The sequence below is a fragment of the Leptospira kanakyensis genome (assembly GCF_004769235.1).
Taxonomy (GTDB): Bacteria; Spirochaetota; Leptospiria; order Leptospirales; family Leptospiraceae; genus Leptospira_A; species Leptospira_A kanakyensis.
This window is the reverse complement of the sequence record NZ_RQFG01000005.1, coordinates 469,462-486,047: the sequence shown is the minus strand read 5'-3', so window position 1 is coordinate 486,047 and position 16,586 is coordinate 469,462. Positions and strand designations below refer to the sequence as shown.

The 16,586-nt window shown below is 39.7% G+C and carries 20 protein-coding genes; 6 read left to right on the top strand and 14 right to left on the bottom strand.

Annotation, left to right across the window (positions count from 1 at the left end):
• Positions 1-45: 45 nt before the first annotated feature.
• From mazG to EHQ16_RS02815, 3 genes are read left to right on the top strand one after another with little or no spacing between them, the layout of a single operon-like run.
• Positions 46-963: a nucleoside triphosphate pyrophosphohydrolase gene (mazG, locus tag EHQ16_RS02825; RefSeq protein WP_135636530.1), complete on the top strand. Its 918-nt coding sequence runs from the start codon at positions 46-48 to the stop codon at positions 961-963.
• 2 nt (positions 964-965) lie between these two features.
• Entirely contained in the window at positions 966-1,349 is a 384-nt protein-coding gene (locus tag EHQ16_RS02820) for an LIC_13241 domain-containing protein (protein WP_135636532.1), read from the top strand.
• Entirely contained in the window at positions 1,350-1,820 is a 471-nt protein-coding gene (locus EHQ16_RS02815) for a hypothetical protein (RefSeq protein WP_135636534.1), read from the top strand.
• A gap of 131 nt (positions 1,821-1,951) precedes the next feature.
• Here the strand turns inward: EHQ16_RS02815 and lpxD are convergent, their stop codons facing one another.
• From lpxD to EHQ16_RS02795, 4 genes are all read right to left on the bottom strand, one after another.
• Positions 1,952-3,010, bottom strand: coding sequence for a UDP-3-O-(3-hydroxymyristoyl)glucosamine N-acyltransferase (lpxD, locus tag EHQ16_RS02810; protein ID WP_135636536.1), 1,059 nt, complete (start codon positions 3,008-3,010; stop codon positions 1,952-1,954).
• A 95-nt stretch (positions 3,011-3,105) separates the two neighbouring features.
• On the bottom strand, positions 3,106-3,540 hold the full coding sequence (locus EHQ16_RS02805) for a DoxX family protein (protein ID WP_135636543.1): 435 nt from the start codon (positions 3,538-3,540) through the stop codon (positions 3,106-3,108).
• Between the two features lie 80 nt (positions 3,541-3,620).
• Positions 3,621-4,262, bottom strand: coding sequence for a RibD family protein (locus EHQ16_RS02800; protein ID WP_135636549.1), 642 nt, complete (start codon positions 4,260-4,262; stop codon positions 3,621-3,623).
• Entirely contained in the window at positions 4,259-4,456 is a 198-nt protein-coding gene (locus EHQ16_RS02795) for a (2Fe-2S)-binding protein (protein WP_265370187.1), read from the bottom strand. The genes EHQ16_RS02800 and EHQ16_RS02795 overlap by 4 nt, the downstream gene beginning before the upstream one ends.
• Before the next feature lie 111 nt (positions 4,457-4,567).
• On the opposite strand from EHQ16_RS02795, the gene EHQ16_RS02790 reads away from it, so the two are divergent.
• Together EHQ16_RS02790 and EHQ16_RS02785 are read left to right on the top strand one after the other, a co-directional pair.
• The gene (locus EHQ16_RS02790; RefSeq protein ID WP_135636554.1) at positions 4,568-5,923 is read left to right on the top strand and encodes an MFS transporter; all 1,356 of its coding nucleotides are present in this window, start codon (positions 4,568-4,570) and stop codon (positions 5,921-5,923) included.
• On the top strand, positions 5,920-6,147 hold the full coding sequence (locus EHQ16_RS02785) for a hypothetical protein (protein ID WP_135636560.1): 228 nt from the start codon (positions 5,920-5,922) through the stop codon (positions 6,145-6,147). Before EHQ16_RS02790 ends, EHQ16_RS02785 begins: the two co-directional genes overlap by 4 nt.
• Here the strand turns inward: EHQ16_RS02785 and EHQ16_RS02780 are convergent.
• The 4 genes from EHQ16_RS02780 to EHQ16_RS02765 all read right to left on the bottom strand — a co-directional run bounded on the left by EHQ16_RS02780 (position 6,144) and on the right by EHQ16_RS02765 (position 10,560).
• Positions 6,144-6,953, bottom strand: a complete 810-nt coding sequence (locus EHQ16_RS02780) for an LIC13212 family protein (protein ID WP_135636565.1) — start codon at positions 6,951-6,953, stop codon at positions 6,144-6,146. The two genes, EHQ16_RS02785 and EHQ16_RS02780, sit on opposite strands and share 4 nt — an antisense overlap.
• A gap of 70 nt (positions 6,954-7,023) precedes the next feature.
• A complete protein-coding gene (locus EHQ16_RS02775) occupies positions 7,024-8,070 on the bottom strand; it encodes an alpha/beta hydrolase (RefSeq protein WP_135636571.1) in 1,047 nt (348 codons plus the stop codon).
• On the bottom strand, positions 8,070-9,575 hold the full coding sequence (locus EHQ16_RS02770) for a DUF2779 domain-containing protein (protein ID WP_135636574.1): 1,506 nt from the start codon (positions 9,573-9,575) through the stop codon (positions 8,070-8,072). The genes EHQ16_RS02775 and EHQ16_RS02770 overlap by 1 nt, the downstream gene beginning before the upstream one ends.
• Entirely contained in the window at positions 9,568-10,560 is a 993-nt protein-coding gene (locus tag EHQ16_RS02765) for a helix-turn-helix transcriptional regulator (RefSeq protein WP_135636576.1), read from the bottom strand. Before EHQ16_RS02765 ends, EHQ16_RS02770 begins: the two co-directional genes overlap by 8 nt.
• A 63-nt stretch (positions 10,561-10,623) precedes the next feature.
• Here EHQ16_RS02765 and EHQ16_RS02760 point away from each other — a divergent pair, with 63 nt between their 5' ends.
• Positions 10,624-11,388, top strand: a complete 765-nt coding sequence (locus EHQ16_RS02760; RefSeq protein WP_135636578.1) for an LIC13411 family adhesin — start codon at positions 10,624-10,626, stop codon at positions 11,386-11,388.
• A gap of 2 nt (positions 11,389-11,390) precedes the next feature.
• Here the strand turns inward: EHQ16_RS02760 and EHQ16_RS02755 are convergent, their stop codons facing one another.
• The 6 genes from EHQ16_RS02755 to EHQ16_RS02730 all read right to left on the bottom strand — a co-directional run bounded on the left by EHQ16_RS02755 (position 11,391) and on the right by EHQ16_RS02730 (position 16,516).
• Positions 11,391-11,753, bottom strand: a complete 363-nt coding sequence (locus tag EHQ16_RS02755; protein ID WP_135636580.1) for an LIC13410 family lipoprotein — start codon at positions 11,751-11,753, stop codon at positions 11,391-11,393.
• 33 nt (positions 11,754-11,786) lie between these two features.
• A complete protein-coding gene (locus tag EHQ16_RS02750; protein ID WP_135636582.1) occupies positions 11,787-13,040 on the bottom strand; it encodes an MFS transporter in 1,254 nt (417 codons plus the stop codon).
• A gap of 4 nt (positions 13,041-13,044) precedes the next feature.
• Positions 13,045-13,725 carry a biliverdin-producing heme oxygenase gene (locus EHQ16_RS02745; RefSeq protein ID WP_135586495.1) on the bottom strand — a complete coding sequence of 227 codons (681 nt, stop codon included), beginning with the start codon at positions 13,723-13,725 and terminating at the stop codon, positions 13,045-13,047.
• A gap of 78 nt (positions 13,726-13,803) precedes the next feature.
• A complete protein-coding gene (locus EHQ16_RS02740) occupies positions 13,804-14,934 on the bottom strand; it encodes a hypothetical protein (RefSeq protein ID WP_135636583.1) in 1,131 nt (376 codons plus the stop codon).
• A complete protein-coding gene (locus EHQ16_RS02735; protein ID WP_135636585.1) occupies positions 14,931-15,707 on the bottom strand; it encodes a GNAT family N-acetyltransferase in 777 nt (258 codons plus the stop codon). The genes EHQ16_RS02740 and EHQ16_RS02735 overlap by 4 nt, the downstream gene beginning before the upstream one ends.
• Positions 15,708-15,862: 155 nt before the next feature.
• Positions 15,863-16,516 (bottom strand): SOS response-associated peptidase family protein, encoded by a 654-nt coding sequence (locus EHQ16_RS02730; protein ID WP_135636587.1) that lies wholly within the window; start codon positions 16,514-16,516, stop codon positions 15,863-15,865.
• Positions 16,517-16,586 lie beyond the last annotated feature (70 nt).

Here is a 16,586-nt window from a genome sequence, read left to right as displayed (position 1 = left end):
AAAATTTCCGTTTGCTTCCCGCAAGGTTCGGGAAAAATACAATCAGTGAACCCTCCTAATTTAGATTCACCCTTGGAAAACCTGCTGGCGCTTACCGCTGATTTGCGTAGTCCCGAAGGTTGTCCCTGGGACAAAGAACAAACCCATCTTTCTGTCATCCCCCATTTACTCGAAGAAACCTACGAGGTTGTGGATACCATTGAACAAGGAGACGACAACCACTTAAAAGAAGAGCTGGGAGATTTACTTTTCCAGATCACTTTTCATAGCCAACTGGCCAAGGAACGAGGGGTTTTTAGTTTTCAGGATGTAGCCAATGATGTATTCCAAAAATTGGTTTATCGCCACCCGCATGTTTATGGAGATACCGATGGAATCCATTCAGGAGATCAGGTTCTTTCCCAGTGGGACAAACTCAAACAAAAAGAAAAAGAGAAAACAGGAAAAGTGGATACCGATAAAAGTATCCTTGCGGGAATTCCAAAGGCACTCCCTGCCATCCAACGTTCTGAAAAAATCCAAAGTAAGGTGACCAAACAAGGGTTTGATTGGCCTACCGTTTCCGGTGTGTTTGAAAAATTTCAAGAAGAAATCAAAGAACTAGATACAGAACTCCAAACGAAAGGATCCCTTAGTTCTAAAAAATTACCTTATGATGAACGTATTGAAGATGAGTTAGGTGATCTATTCTTTTTACTCGTTAATTTATCTAGGAAACTTTCTGTGGATCCAGAAACTTGCCTTCGTCGGGCCAATGAAAAGTTTGAAACCAGGTTCCGTATCGTAGAAGATTTGGTTTCACAAACTGGAAAAACTTTGAAGGATCACTCTTTAGAAGAACTCGATTTGTTTTGGGACCAAGCGAAGTTACAACTAAAAGAGAAGTCTATCATCCCTTCCCCTACCGATTTGATAACAAAAGAAAACAAAGGTTCTGTGAACCAAGGCCCGAATCAAGATTAACAATGAACTCTCTCGATTTAAACGATTTGCCATTTTTAAAAGAAGAATCCCTTCGTGTGTATCGTTGGTTACTTGTACAATTTCCAGAACTAGATACACTAGAAACAAACGAATCTTTTCAGTTTCCCCTCCGTTGGATGACGGAACAAAAAGGGCAAAGATTCGAATGGGTGGTCTCCGATATGGGATCCGTAACACTTAGATTAGGTGGATTAGAAGGGAATCGTAGAAACCCGGCTCCCATTTTTTATTTGAGTTTACGGAAATTAGACGGAGATGTGTTCCATTGGACAGATCCAGAAGGAAATCCCGTTCCTTTCCCCGACCCATCCATTTTGATAGATATCCAAAATCGAATCCAATTGTATTTGGACTCGGTTTCTTAAATGAGAAAGTTAGTTAGATTGATGAAAAATATCTGTTGCCAACAAATAAAGCGGAACTTAAAATCAAAACTTTTGTTTCTCGCGGTTCTATTGATAATACCTGTACACATCATTGCTCTAAATAACAATACACAATGTGATAGGTTCCATATTGGTACTTTTATATATGAGAGCAAATTCGGAAAGATAATCATCGTAAGAAGTGAAAAGGAAGAGATTGATTATAGAGTTTATCCCAATCATTATATTCGGCAATCGGTGAAATGGGTTTCTTCTTGTAAGGCTGAATTGGAGTATCTGGAAATAAATGATCCAATTATACCGGCTGATAATATGATAAAAAGCTCAAATAATAAAGGTTATTTATATATTTTGGAAACATATCCTGATGGTTATTCTTATAAAACAACTGACAATAATACTGGAAAACATAACTTCGGTAAGGTAAAAATCTATAAAGGTCCACTGTAAATAGAGGACAAATCGTCACTACAATGAATATAAAGTTTACTTTTGTATGAGGGTAAAAATGGTAAATATTGTTATTTTGAGACACAGCCTACTTAAAGTAAGCTGTGTTTGAATAGAATTCACAATCCAACTTAGGATTCTTTTGTTTCGATTCCTACTTTCTTTTCAACATTTTCAATACGTTTGAGCCACTTGTTTAGGTTCACAATATTTTTGATATTCACACGATATTTTTGAAATTCTGGGAAAGTGAGTCCCAAATCCCAACCAATATACACATCTTTTGTTTTTGGCGAAGTTCTTAGGCTTGATCCACCGGCAATGATGGTTCCTTCCAATAGTGTTAGGTGATCACTAATGGCACAAGCACCACCGATGATGACGTTGTTTCCTAATGTAACACTTCCAGCAAGACCAGATTGGCCAGCAATGATGACGTGGTCTCCCACCTTACAGTTGTGAGCAATGTGCACCATATTGTCAAATTTACATCCATTGCCTATGGTTGTATCCGTAAGGGCACCGCGGTCAATCGTGCAGTTACTACCTACTTCTACATCATCACCAATCACAACACGACCCACTTGTGGGACTTTATTATGTTTGCCTTCAGCATAAACAAATCCGAATCCATCACCACCGAAACTGGAGTTTCCAAATACAATGAAACGTTTTCCAACAATTGTATCATCGAAGAAAACGCAGTTTTTTCCTATTCTCGAACCGTCACCGATATGAACACGATCACCAATTTTGACTCCATCTTCAATGATACAATCATTTCCAATGACAGAATCTTTTCCAATGGTTACAAAGTGTCCGATGTCTGTGTTGGATCCGATTTTAGCAGATGGATCAAGGACAATATGTGTGCTATGTTTTCCCGATGGTTGTTTTTCTGGAAAAAATTGGCGGATGATTTTTGCGGTGGCCAATTCTACTTTGGGGACAATGATTAAAGCTTTTTCTGTTAAGGAATCCACTATATCAGGAGATACAATGAGTAAACTTGCTTTGCATGTTTTGGCGTCATTCACAAAGGTTTTAGCGGCAACAAAAGAGATTTCATTTGTATTTGCTAAACTAAGAGAAGTGAGTCCTGTAAAAGAAACAGAACTGATACTTTCTGTGTTGTGAAACTTTGCTTCTGGGAGTAATGACTGGAGAGTAGATAGATTGAGTTGGTTCATCTCCGATTCCTTATCAATGGTTTAAGACAAGGAATCAGAGAGGTCAAAGTTTGGCTAACACTATTAAGTAGTCTTAGTCAAGATTTAATAGGGTTTTATCCTTCGATTTTATGGGCAATGATATCATCTAGGGAGAATGAACCAGCACCTTTAATGATCAGAGGGATTGCCAAACCGAAAGTTAAAAGTTGAAATTCGTATCCACCTTTATCAGCAAAAAAACCGTTAGGGAAGTGAACGAGCGCTGCTGCTACGAACATAGTAGCGAAGATTCCAAAAGCGGCAACTCTTGTGAAAAGACCTACGATGAGACCAATCGCACCGAAAAACTCAGCGATGATGGCAAGGAGTGCAAAGAAGTACGGAATGCCCAGTTGTCCAGTGAAGAATCCCATTGTTCCTTCGAAACCGTATCCACCGAATGCACCTAGAACTTTTTGAGCTCCGTGAGGGAGGATGACCACTCCAAGAGTGACACGAAGGATGGTGAGTGTGATGTCTTTGTTTGTTGCGAGTAATTTGTAAAACATAGAACCTCTTATTGCTAAATAGTTTAATATCAAACTACTTAATAATGCCTAAATCCGTCAATCCTAATTTTTGCAAAAATTTAACCTTTTTCGTAAACGAGGAAGATTTCGTTTCCTTTGGTGAAATTGTCTTTGAGGGTCCAACCATTCTTATCGAATCCTGGAAGTTCCATATTCCGGTCAGCAATTCCAGCCAAACCATTTTTCCCGATGATATACGGGACAATCGTTAGATAAATCCGATCCACAAGATCTGCTTCTAAAAAGGAAAAGTTGAGTTTGGGCCCCCCTTCTAAAAGGACATTTTTGTAACCTTTGCGTTTTAGAATCCCTGTGACTTTTTTAGGATCAATGTCATCAGAATCCAAAGCAAAGATCTCTGCTTTGTTTTCTAGGCTTGTTTTGATTTCTTTCAAATTGGTTTTTGTGCAGATAATGAGAGGGATATGGTCAGATTCTTCAAAAACATGTTTGTCTGGGGGAAGGGTTCCTTTGCGTACTAAAATCACTGGCCTTGGGTTTAAGGCATTGGGCACGGCGCGGATTTTGACAATCGGATTGTCATTGATAATAGAGTTTTTCCCTACAAGCACTGCATCGGATTGGGAACGATAGACATCCATTTGAGTTTTATCTTCACTGGATGTGAGTCCATACCAACGGCCATCGGGTCGAACGACCTTTCCGTCCAAGGTCATGGCCATATTGATCGATAATTTCATGAAATTTTCCTCCGTGAGAGATTCTGCAATTCGCGCTGGAGGATGTGGTACACCTGCATGGAGCAGGTGCCGCAACCGGTAGAGGCCCTTGTGGTTTCTCTGATTTGTTCCATGGTCACGGCGCCAGCATGGATGGCCCGAACTAATTCATCTTCCGTCACCATTCGACATAAACAGACCCGTTTGGGTCTCATAAGGGAATTTAAATCGAAAGGATCCATACCTGAACTATTCATTTGACAGATTTACGAAAGGGAGGGAAACTCTTTAATTACTTTCAACCAAGGAAAATTCAATCACCCTCTATGTCCCAAGACAAAAACCCGGAAGCCAAAAAGAAAAAAAACCGTGAAATATTCGGATGGTGTATGTTCGATTTTGCGAATTCGTCGTACACAACGGTCATTATTAGTGTAGTTTACTGCGAAATTTTCACTAATTTAATCGTTCCTTCTGATCCCAATTCGGGTGACCCCTTTCAGTATGGTAGGTCGGTTTGGGCCTGGGCATTGGCGGCCTCTTATGTTTTCGTAGTTTTGACTGGGCCAATTTTTGGTGCCATTTCTGATTACAGTTCTAAAAAGAAATTTTTTCTTTTTTTAAGTTATATCGGCTGTATCATCGCCACCTTCTTGTTATACTATGTGGAACCTGGAATGGTTTGGTTGGGTTTCGTTTTGGTCGCCATTTCTAATTTTTTCTTTGCCTCTGGCGAAAACTTTGCATCCAGTTTTTTACCCTTCCTTGGATCCAAAGAAGACTTAGGAAAAATCTCCGGTTATGCCTGGGGGATTGGATACTTCGGCGGAATAGGTTCCGTATACATTGCTACAAAACTCGGAGCCATCTCGTTAGATAATTTCGAAAATTTAAAATTAGTGGGACCATACACTGCAATTTTCTTTCTTGTCGCGGCCATTCCTACCTTTCTTTTCCTTAAAGAACCTCATTTGCCTTTAGGAGTTTCTCATAGTGTTAACTATTTTAAAATTGGAAAGGATCGTGTGATTCAAACTTTAAAGGATGCTAGTAACTTCAAAGATTTGATGATCTATTTGGTATCCTTGTTTTTTACTATGGCGGCTCTTGCCATTGTCATCTCTTTTGCTTTCATCTATGGTTCTCATGAAATTCATATCGAAGCGGAACACAAAGAAGCTATGTTTATCTTTATCCAAATTTTTGCCGCTGTTGGTGCACTCGCGTTCGGTGTGATCCAAGATAGTATTGGAGCAAAAAAAACATTCAACCTGACACTGGTTCTCTGGCTCATAACTTGTGGATTGATATATTATGTGCATGATGTTACAAACCTGATCAATATGGTTCTTGGTAAAAATTGGACTGTGCAGTGGGTTTTTGTTTTTATTTCTTCTCTCGCGGGAATGGGACTTGGTTCCACACAGTCTGCTTCCAGAGCCCTTGTTGGTATTTTTAGCCCTGAGTCCAAATCGGGAGAATTTTTTGGGATGTGGGGACTTTCTGGAAAAATTGCAGGTGCTGCGGGATTATTTCTTTTTGGATACATCCAAACATTGGTAACTCTTAGAAATGCATTCCTTGTAGTTGCTTTCTTTTATTTTCTATCGCTACTCATTAACTTATTTGTAAACGAAGAAAGGGGAGTGGAGGCGGCTCAGACCTTCCAAGAAAAACCATGATCATAGAAGACGAGGACGATTTTGAATTACACCAGAGCCAAAGAAATTTGGCTCTCGCAACTATAGATGAACTGATGTTGACGAAGATGGATCTATTGGATGCGGAAAAAAAAGTGCCTCGTTTTATTAACAATGCCCTTTCGTATTTAAAGAGGAAGTATGTGACCGAGGAGCAAACGATTTCTCAGCTCCTCATCAGTCGGAGGGAAAAACAACAAAATTAGTTTGTGTTATAATCCAAAATTTTTGTAATCATTTGTTTTTGGTCTAACTCAATGTTTCTGAGTTTAAACGCAGTTTGTTTAGAAATCTTTCTCAACATCTTTTTGTAAGACATCATAATGTGTTTTTGTTTGTCATAAGGCAAAGGATCTTTTTCATCATTGAGAACCATTGCTATGTCTGGTTCAGCTGGTTGCACAGGTTCATTTGGCCAAATGGTATCAGAAGTAAGGGATCTGTAGTATTCCAATCGAATATCAGAATTTGTATCTAACTTTGCTTCTCCTTTCTCATCTTTTTCCGTACCTTCTGATTTCGGAGATGGGTTCACGAGCCTTCTCATTTCTTTTACATGGATGGTTCCATCTGCATTCACTCGACGAAATGCCAAAATGATTTTATCTAAGTCGCTATAGTCTTCTTTAGGATAAATGTATGCAACTCCGTCATACAAAAAAACTGTCGGATAATCAATGTAAGACTGTCCTTGCGGAAGTTTGATTTCCAAATATGGTTTTCCATCTTTATCTTTTTTATAAAGTTCTTTGTGTTCTTCTGGGGTATGTGCTAAATACTGCGCGGCAGTTTTATCCACTCCTAACTCTTGGAGTTTTTTGATTTTTTTAAGGTTCCCGATGATACTTGCGTGAAGGGTATCAATTTCGTTATCACCAAATCCATTTTTTCTTTGAAGATCGATTTGTTTTTGGGTCTCACGTTCTTTTAAGGTAGCAGATGCCGGTTTTTCAGCGTAAAGGCTTGAAATCGCAAATAGGAAAGAGAGAGCGATGGAGAATCGTAAAATCATGACGTACCTCAAGGAAATTCTGTCTTTTATAGTATCGAATCCTTCCTTGTCGATTCTTGAATGGATCGGATCAGATTTTTCTTGTCGAAAAAAAACGGTTTAGGGCTTGGAAGAGGTCTTGTTCCGCTTCTTTTGCCTTGGGAATGAGGCCTGTGAGTTGGATGTATCCGTGGATTAGGGATGGAAAATGGCGTTCTTCCACCTTCACTCCGGCCAATTGGAGGTGTTTGGCATAAGTTTCCCCTTCTTCTCTGAGTGGGTCGTAACCTGCGATCCCGAGGTAAGTGGGGGGTAGACCTTTTAATTCTTTGGGGTCTGCGAGAACGGGAGAGTTTGTATGGAGGAGTCTGTCTTTTTGGCTCGGCAAATAGTTTTGGATGAACCAACGCATAAGAGAACGGGTGAGAACATACTTCTCCCCAAAAAGTTCATAGGTCTCTGATTCTTTGGAGGTATCGAGCATGGGATAAAGTAAGGCTTGGTAGACGGGAACAGGAACCTTGTCTTTTTTGGCCCGAAGGCAAAGTGAGGTGGCAAGTAAGGCCCCCGCACTATCTCCACAAACAGCAATGGCATTTGGTGATCCGCCAAAAAGATAGGCGGAATTGCGAACATACTGGTATGCGAGCCAAACATCGTCATGAGCCGCAGGATATGGATGTTCTGGTGCCAGTCGATAGTCCACAGCAATCACAATACTTTTCGTGTAATGAGACATTTTGCGGCAAAAATTATCATGTGTTTCTAAATTGCCGATGGTGAGTCCACCACCGTGAAAGAAGAGTATGGTGGGAAGATTTCTTTTTTGTGGGTTTGCGTTGTAGACTCGGATAGGAATGAAAGAGGCGCTGGGAGTAGGGATGAGTTTGTCTTCGATGTGAGGGATAGGAAATTCCGGTTCATCGAAGATCCGCATTTGATCGCGGTAATGCCGACGTGCTTTTTCCGGGCTCATTTGTTCCATTTTAGGCAGGAACTTGGCAATGTTACACGCCAAAGCGCAGTGAGGATCTAATTGGTTTGTCTCTGGTTGGTTTGATTTACGAACCAAAGAGGAAATCCAATGTTCCGGTAACGAAAAGACAAGTTGTGCGACTGATTTTTTGATACCTAACATTAAATAACCGATAATCTTTCTTGTAACATTCTATAGATTATAAACAAACCGTAACTATCGAGTTTGCAATAAGCTATCAAATCCTCCAGAACACGTTTTTTTTCTTCGGCTGTCACCTGCTTTTTTATTAATCTTAAATATTGGTAGTTTGCATCTTGTCCTTCGCGAATGGAAAGGCCAAGATGACTCTCTGAACTAAAACACGGTAAAATTTCTTTTAACGACGCTTTCCCATTTTGGCCTGGATGGTAGATCCAAAGTTTTTTGAAAGGCATTGCAAGGTCGATAAACATCGATTTGACTCCTTCCCAGAATTCTAAAAACTCTGGGAAGGCCAAAGCTGTCTCTTGGATGATGAGTTTTTCAAAAAAATCATTAAAAGAGAAGATAGTGATCCCTGGCGGTAGGTCTTTTTGTAATTGGTTCAAAACAGAAACACGTGGATCTGTTCCCAAATCTTCATGTAAATAGGTTTTATGTGTTAGGAGATCCTTTTCACTGTCCCAAATGTGTAAGGAATACAGGTAAGGAACATGTTGGAAAGGTCTTGTCTGCGGATACAGTGGGAGATAAGGATTGATTGATTCAAAATCTAAAAAAGCTACCGTTTTTGTAACATTTGTTAGGTAATTTTCAAAATTTGTCCTGTCAAAATAGGTTTTTCCAGTGATATGTGCTTCTTTTTGAATCCTTTGGATGGGACTTAATTCAGAATTGGGAACAGATTCGTACGAATTGTACCCAAGGGCAAACCACCCTTTGGCTAGTTCGGAACTGTCTCGAAAATCAAATATCTCTTTTGCATTTTCTTTTCCTTTTGCACAATGAGTTGGAGACAAACAGGTTTTGAGTGAACGGCAACTTGGTTTAGAATCTAAAAAGGAAAACTGTACAGATTGTTCGGTGGTTTTATCGATTTCTTTTTGGAATTGTTCCCATTCTGATTCTCGAGTTCCCAACTCTGCATCCATTCGCGGAGTTATGTCTTCTATCAGTAAATAGTCTTCCGGTTGGATCTGGCCACCTGGATAAATGTATTTGGTTTGGATCCGAATCAGTTTGAAGGCAACTAGTTTTAAGGACATACCTTCTGCGATTTTTTTATGAAAATAAAAGGAACGTAGGATGTCTTGTTTGAGAGATCCAATCGGACGGAAGTCCCAAAGGATCCAACCTTCTCGTTCCGAATCATATTCCAAATATTCAACTGTGGAAACAAATTGGCCCATACGAAGGTGGGCATGAAAGATCGATTTTTTTTCCGCAATCCATTCTGAGGTTTTTTGAAAACTCTCTTCTCTTTCCATGGTTCTTTCGATTGTCTGAGATTCTGGAAATTGGTTTTTACAAAGTTGTAAAAATTCGCCCCATTCCAAATGACCACCGAAGGAGGAGGTGGAAGGTTTGGGAACAAGTCCTTGTCTTACCAAATGGAAGGCATTTGTACAACGTAAAAATTGTAAATACTGTGACTTGGTAACAGGTGTTAATGATGGATCAAACAAATTGATACAATGTTTCCCATTGTTTTGTATAGGTTAAAAATGATTCCTTCCAAACTTCGGAACTTTTTACCAAAGCCTCGGGAGAAAGGACAAAAAATTGAAAAAGAGCATTTTGATTTGTTGTAGAAATTTTGTATTCGTTTTCCTGTTTTTGAAACCTAACACCTTCTAAAAACAATTTCCAACGGTCTTCATAATCAGGATGGATTTGAAAGGAAAATTCTAGTTCTGCATGTTTCTTTAGTAACAAAGGATGAAAGTTCAAATCATCATTTGTGATTTTGAGATTGGATAGGAATTCTTCTTTGGATTCTTTTTTGACTACGATTTTTGGTAGGATGAACCTACGGAGCGATTTTTTCCCACGGTCAAAAGCCAGTAGATAAAAGTCGGTAGTATTTTTTCTCACGAGTCGGTAAGGTTCGATGATTCTTTCTCCCGAATCATATCCATATTGGATAGTAAGGGCTCGTTTGTCTTTGATGGCTTGTAGGATTTTTTCTGTATGAGATGAGTCTTGTGTTTCTTCTGATCCGTCCGTCTCTTTTGGTTGTTTGGCAAATTTAGGAATGAGATCTAAATTGTGTGAAAATAGTTTTTGTGAAAGACTAATCCCTTCTGGACTTGGTTCGGTAACAAACAAAACCTTGGAAAGATATTCTAACTCTTCTTTGGTGAACTTTAAACTGCGATCGATGGATTCTTTTTCTAAATAATAAGGGAAATGATCTTCTGACTGGTAACCGAATTGGGCAACCTTGATATTGAATCCGAGGCTTTTGAGTTGGCCCAGGTCACGGTAGAGTTTTTTCCGATCGGATTCAATGTCTTCGTTTTTGTAGAACCGAGGCATGATGTTTCGAAATTTTTGGAAACTAATTCCTTTGGGTTCACGGAGTAAATTAAAGAGTAAAGCGAAGAGACGAACCTCCGTCTCATTCATTTTTTTCACTTCAATCATTGGAAAGTCTTCAAAAGAACCCATATCTCTCCAAATTGTCTGTTTTTTTGATTCCGAAAAGTAGAAAATGAAAAAAACTGGAAAAGAATGCGAACTATCGGCCTCCTCCTTAGCCTCTCTTTTTTTCTACAGTGTGCAACGTATTGGAAAAATCGTAAAAACGATTTTCAAGACATTGTGACCGTTGGGGTTGAAACACCTATGTATGGAGCCGCTGTTAAAGTAGGGCCCTTGCCCATTGGAGTTCTTTTCCAAGGTGGGGAATCAGAAATGGGGAAAAAGGATTTGGGTCGCGGAGCCGGGCTTCGTGGTGGGCAATTTGGAACCTACCATTCCCAGCAGCTCGTCTTTGGAGTGTTAGGTGGCGAAAGTTTTCATTCCGGCCTTCCAACCTTGGATGCCAAAGGCAATTGGCTTGTGGATAAAAAAGGTATCCCTCTCACAAACGATGAAAGGGCCAATGTTAAAAGTTATAAAATGCGTTATTATTCATATTGGTATGATCCTGTCAAAGATCGAAAAAGAAGAAAAAAGGAACATTTCCGCCGTGAGCTTACTAAGGATTTGGTAGCATCAACAGGGAATAAAGAATTTTTAGCTTATCTCCCTGCCGAAGAACAAAAACCATTTGGATACCCACCTGGATATTCTTGGAATGTAGAATTTACCGCAGGGATTTACGGTGGAGCCAGACTTGGATTTAACGTTGCAGAGGCTTTTGATTTTTTAGTGGGATTTACCACTATCGATGTGTTAGATGATGATGTAGAGGGAAAAGTCAAACCAAGTTTCCCTGGTTTTCCTTTCCCCGCTCCCACTGACGCGGAAACTGATTCTACATCAGAGGAATGATTTTATAGTTTAAAATCTTTTGCAGTGATTTTGTTTTTGGGATCAAATGTAAGTTTCAAAAACTTTTCCACTGTATCTGGTTTTTCTTTCAAAGTGTAGTACTGCTCCGGAACATCACGATCTTCTGCAAAATACCATACCATCACGGTTCCGCTAGGATCGATTGATTTTTCAGTCGATTTTCCAAGAACCGCTTCTGTTTTTACCAATCCATCACCCACTTTAATCATATCGATTTCTAATTTACGGAGTGCTGTGTGTGGATGAACTTTGTTACTTCCTGCCTGTACTTTGTTTCCTGATGTACAAGAAACCAAAAACAAAACCGAAGCGAGTGTGCTGAGAATCAAAAGTTTTTTGATCATAAACCCTTACCTTAGATGGACTAAGGTATGATTCTACATGATGGGATCAGGGTTGGCAAGTGATATCTTTTCTCTTTCTTCGTCGATTCGGTTCATTTTTCCCAAAATCTTTTTGAAAAAAGGAATGGTTAAAAACACAAGTCCTATCTCCAAAAATCCAAAAAAGAAAGAAAGGGCAGAAAAACTATATTCTGGTGGTAAAACCGATTCAAAGACCAATTGCATTTGAACGGAAACAACTGGCCCTAACATAAAACCAAGAGAACCTACACCGGTAAATGCTGTCATGGTTGTAGCCGTAAGCCCCGGTTTTGACATTTTACTCGCAAGCATCATGGAAGGTACAAACATCACACCTGCACCAATTCCACAGATGAGTAAAAAGCTGAAAAGAAGCCAGTAATCATTAGTAGTTCCCGATAACCCGAGAAACACTCCATAGATTGTGGATCCCACAAGGACAAGGGGTAGAACACCTGTTTTGCGAGAAAGTAGGGCTGATGGATAAGAAAGTAAACTCATTGGGAAAAGAACCAGTCCCAAAAATACACCGAGCATCCCCGGATGGAAGGCTAGTGTTTCTCGTAAGTGGATATTGAAAGAAGAAATGATAAAACCAACAGTAAAACGATCGATAAAGTTGAATAAAAACGGAACAAACAAAAAAGGATTCTCGAAAATGGCAACCTTCAGGTCATTCAGTTTGAAATCTTTTGCTTTATGGATTCCTTTGTCCTTTAACAGGAGTAAACTAAATAGACCAACAAAGATTAGAATTCCAGAACCTACATAAAATGGCAAAAGGGGATTTTTCCTTCCGAGAATTCCAAGAGGCATTCCAAACGCACCGCCAAGGGATAAAAACATTCCCGTGATGCCCATAAGGATTCCTTTGCCATAGTAACGTTTGTTCTCTGGATCATTTTCACGATCCGCAGCGGAACTAAGAAGGAGTCCAATGATAAAGATATGAGCTGCACCCTCAAGGAATCTTAAAAAAAGAAAGAGTCCCATATCGGTGACAACTGTGAGTGAATAAAAAAGTCCTGCGTCTACAAAACAGAAAAAACTAATGAAGTACTTTCTGTTTTTAAAACGATCTGAAATGATTCCCGCAACCGGTGCAAAAAGAAAGGAACCGAGCATGGGAATACTTGTGAAGTAGGCAACTTCCCAATTCGATCCGAGCAATCGGTCCTTTACAACATCCTTCACTACCGGCACAATCATTGTTACCGGCAACATGGATAAAAAAACTAAAGTGACTAAGGTATACGGGAATCCCAAAAATTTAACCTGCTGGAAGAAGAGTTTGGTAACGATCCATTCCTATATTTTCTTTTAGGTCGGAATCGAGCTCAATAAACAAAAACTTATTCAAATCAAAAGTGGCATTTGCTTCTGCCAATAGTTCTGCTTTTTGTGTATCGTTCAATGGAAGAGTGTCCAAGTTTTGACGATAGATTCCTTTGAAAGCCATAAGGTCTTCAATTTCAGGAAATTCATAAAAAGCAGTTCCTTCATTTCCTTCCAATTCAAAAGTTTTTGCTACTACTTTTTTGATGGATTGGCCACCAGAAAGATCTCCCAAGTAACGGACGTAAGCCTGTGCTACTAACAGTTCTGGTTTTGTTTTTGCAGTATTTTTGATATGGTCAATGTAGTTTTGTGTGGCTTTGGAGATAGAACCACGAAGTTTTGTCCCAAATTTCTTTTGGAAACTCGCGATGTCTTCTCCCAAAGATTTTTCACGAAAGAGAGCTGGAAAGTAAAGTTTGGCAAGGATCGGGTTGTCTTTGTTTTGGCGATAGAGTTCTTCCATCACTGCGTAAACCGCTTGTAGGCTTTCCAATTGGTAGGTATAAGTTTGGGCGTCGAGTCCGCCTCTAAAAATGGCCCGAATGTAAGGAACCTTTTCGGTTTCTTGGTGTTTATCGGCAGTACCTTCTCGTAACATCATTGCTATGGACATAATGGCTCCTGTTGTCTATGTGAGAATGAATCTCATATATGACACTACCCTGACAATTGCAGGTACTGTCAAAGAAAATTATAGGGAATCTTCTTGGACTGGCGTTTTCCAAAATTCGAGGGGGATATTGGCTCTCTGCTCTGGGTAGAGAAAGTAGGAAAGAAAAAACACCAAAATGGAAACAAGAATCCCGATCGTTGCAAGAACTACGTCCTTTCCGACTTTGCGGAAGGTGTCGAGATAGGGAAGGTCTTTGTAGGTGATGACATTTAGAATGATTTCACGACCGGCAAGGAGACCAAGAAAAGCCCAGGTAGTGGACATGGGGATATTGCTTATGTATTGGAAAAAGAAGAGTAAACTTCCATAAACCAAATCCACAATGGTTGCTGCCTTGGCCCACTGGATGTCAGATTTTTCTGAAACCACTCGTTGGATGGTTCCGCCATTGGTGCGAATGATGATGAGTAAGGCAATGATGAGAATAAAAACTGCGGTTAAGAATTCGATGATCCCCAACTGCCTAGGTAAAAATACGGCAATGTTTGCTGTGTCTTGTAATAACCATGCCACCCAAAGATACATTGTAGAAAGCCATTGCAATCTAGACCACCGGCGTTCGGAAACGGGATCGGGTGTGTGGACATCATGGTATTCGTGTGGGTCAACTTTGACTAGGATGGCCCAAACAACAATTGCTGCAAGGAATGCAAGGCCATATCCGAAAAAGGATTTGGTTAACATTTGGTCGATACTCTTGCCGCCAAACAAACCTAATACGAGAAATGTTGTAGAAACAGGTGCCCTAAGTCTCGTGATGACTACAAGTAAAACCGGTGCGAGAAGTTGGAGGAGGTTGAAGTCTTTGGTTTCAGGAATAGAATCTAATCTATGAAAATGGATTTCGCCGCCGTGTAAAAACCAAGCGATCAAATGAACAAAAAATAAAAGACCACCAAAAACGAGAATCTTTTGGAGCCAGTGGACCGATTTTTTACTTTCGATAAAGGTTCCGATGGTTTGGACTGCATCGTTTCCGGCCACAGAGAACGATGCAATCGCAAAAGAAAACCATCCGAGATAATACCGAGGAAGGCCCAGGAAATAACCAGCACAGATCGTAAGAACCAAAAAAAGGGTAAAACCGAAAAATCGAATTTGATCCTGTTTTGTGGGGTGCTGGTAATCTATTTCCTGGTTAAGGCTCATGCATTCATATAGTGTTTCGCATATCTCTCCGTGATTTCCTTGCGGTCGAAAAGAATAAACACATCTGTAGTACCAAAAACAGAATCCAGTGCAGGAATTCCACAGATTTTAGCACCTACCCGGAGGTATCCTTTCAAAAGTGGAGGGATATTTTTGGAGATTGTTTTTGGATCTTCTACTTGAAAATCGGCATCAAACCCAGGGAGAACAAAGTCAGGGTTTGGATACACCCGAAATTCTTCCGGAGCAATGGCGTCTTTTGCTTTCAAAAATCCATAAGATTGAGAAGCAACTCCCGCGTCAGTGGAGTGGATGGATCCGCAACCCATGAGGTAACGAACATTATGTTTATTCATAAACTCTGCAAGCCCTTGCCAAAGTAAAGAGATCACCGAACCATCGCGGTAGTCAGGGTGAACACAAGAACGTCCTACTTCTGCAATTTCATCGGGAAGGTTATAAATAGAAGTGATATCAAATTCGTTTTCACTGTAAAAACCAATTCCGTTTTTTGCATTTTGGCGTGTTAAAATTCGGTAAGTTCCTACAATTTTTTTGTCATCTGTTGATTTATCGATAACGATTAAGTGGTGGCAGTACAAATCGTACTCATCACGGTCTTTACGAGTGGCAGAAGATTGTGGCAGACCTTCTCCCATTTCTAAGTTGAACACTTCATAACGTAGTGCAAGTGCTCTTTCAATTTCTAGTTGGTTTTCAGCCAAACGAACTTCTAGGATTCGTTCTGTTTTGCTTATTGTATTTGGTTTCATCGGAATGTATCCTCTTGTTTATCTGAGGATAAGGTAAAATGAATCGGTTACGACAATGTGACAAAAGGGTGAAAATCAGTGAATGGAAGGAATTGTTTGTTTGTTACAAATTGGTGACAGTTAAAATGTATTGAAGATTGGGAAATATTTGAGTTTTATATTTCGTCGAATAGAGTTTGTTCCTTGTTCAGATCGACTTCCGTTGTATCATCTGGAGTGAACCTATACAATAAGTCTGTAATGTCTTTTGGATTTTTGACAGAATGGTCCAACCAATTATTTTGATTTTGCAATGGCATAACAATAGGTTGGCGGTGTTTGTTTTCTCCATCGTTATGGATGGTTTTCATTTTTTCGTTTGCTTCACCAGTAAGAATCGTAATCCAACGAATTCCATTTTCTTCCCCCCATAATCCAACAAAATAGGAATTAGGATTTTTGAATGTAATTTCATATTTATGTTTTTTGCCAGTCCGTTGGGTTTGCCATTCAAAAAAAGAATGAACGGGCACAAGGATACGGTTCTGCATGTACTGGCTCCAATACGGAGAGGAAACTAATTTTTCCGATTTTGTATTGGTAAGAAAGTCTGGACACCAAGATGGTTTTGTTCCCCAGACATTGGTTGAAGAAATGATTTTTTCACCATCAATTTGAAACGATTGGATCTGGCTTTTGGGATGTTTGATTTCAAAAAGGGCGGAGTTTGCTTTGATGTGTCTATTGATTGTATCTTGGGATAGCCTATGAAACCAATCAGATTGTTTTTCACCCTCTAATACAAGTCTCCAAGATAACAAGTTACACATAGTGGTAAAATTTGAGTCTGGAATCAGTTTGTGTCAAATAGATTAAGCCAGGTTGGAAATGAGAAAGTCT

Excerpts from the sequence above, each read along its gene's own strand:
- EHQ16_RS02820 (WP_135636532.1), top strand. The coding sequence starts at position 966 with ATGAACTCTCTCGATTTAAACGATTTGCCATTTTTAAAAGAAGAATCC.
- EHQ16_RS02815 (WP_135636534.1), top strand. The coding sequence starts at position 1,350 with ATGAGAAAGTTAGTTAGATTGATGAAAAATATCTGTTGCCAACAAATA.
- lpxD (WP_135636536.1), bottom strand. The coding sequence starts at position 3,010 with ATGAACCAACTCAATCTATCTACTCTCCAGTCATTACTCCCAGAAGCA.
- EHQ16_RS02805 (WP_135636543.1), bottom strand. The coding sequence starts at position 3,540 with ATGTTTTACAAATTACTCGCAACAAACAAAGACATCACACTCACCATC.
- EHQ16_RS02800 (WP_135636549.1), bottom strand. The coding sequence starts at position 4,262 with ATGAAATTATCGATCAATATGGCCATGACCTTGGACGGAAAGGTCGTT.
- EHQ16_RS02795 (WP_265370187.1), bottom strand. The coding sequence starts at position 4,456 with ATGAGACCCAAACGGGTCTGTTTATGTCGAATGGTGACGGAAGATGAA.
- EHQ16_RS02790 (WP_135636554.1), top strand. The coding sequence starts at position 4,568 with ATGTCCCAAGACAAAAACCCGGAAGCCAAAAAGAAAAAAAACCGTGAA.
- EHQ16_RS02785 (WP_135636560.1), top strand. The coding sequence starts at position 5,920 with ATGATCATAGAAGACGAGGACGATTTTGAATTACACCAGAGCCAAAGA.
- EHQ16_RS02780 (WP_135636565.1), bottom strand. The coding sequence starts at position 6,953 with ATGATTTTACGATTCTCCATCGCTCTCTCTTTCCTATTTGCGATTTCA.
- EHQ16_RS02775 (WP_135636571.1), bottom strand. The coding sequence starts at position 8,070 with ATGTTAGGTATCAAAAAATCAGTCGCACAACTTGTCTTTTCGTTACCG.
- EHQ16_RS02765 (WP_135636576.1), bottom strand. The coding sequence starts at position 10,560 with ATGGGTTCTTTTGAAGACTTTCCAATGATTGAAGTGAAAAAAATGAAT.
- EHQ16_RS02760 (WP_135636578.1), top strand. The coding sequence starts at position 10,624 with ATGCGAACTATCGGCCTCCTCCTTAGCCTCTCTTTTTTTCTACAGTGT.
- EHQ16_RS02755 (WP_135636580.1), bottom strand. The coding sequence starts at position 11,753 with ATGATCAAAAAACTTTTGATTCTCAGCACACTCGCTTCGGTTTTGTTT.
- EHQ16_RS02745 (WP_135586495.1), bottom strand. The coding sequence starts at position 13,725 with ATGTCCATAGCAATGATGTTACGAGAAGGTACTGCCGATAAACACCAA.
- EHQ16_RS02740 (WP_135636583.1), bottom strand. The coding sequence starts at position 14,934 with ATGAGCCTTAACCAGGAAATAGATTACCAGCACCCCACAAAACAGGAT.
- EHQ16_RS02735 (WP_135636585.1), bottom strand. The coding sequence starts at position 15,707 with ATGAAACCAAATACAATAAGCAAAACAGAACGAATCCTAGAAGTTCGT.
- EHQ16_RS02730 (WP_135636587.1), bottom strand. The coding sequence starts at position 16,516 with ATGTGTAACTTGTTATCTTGGAGACTTGTATTAGAGGGTGAAAAACAA.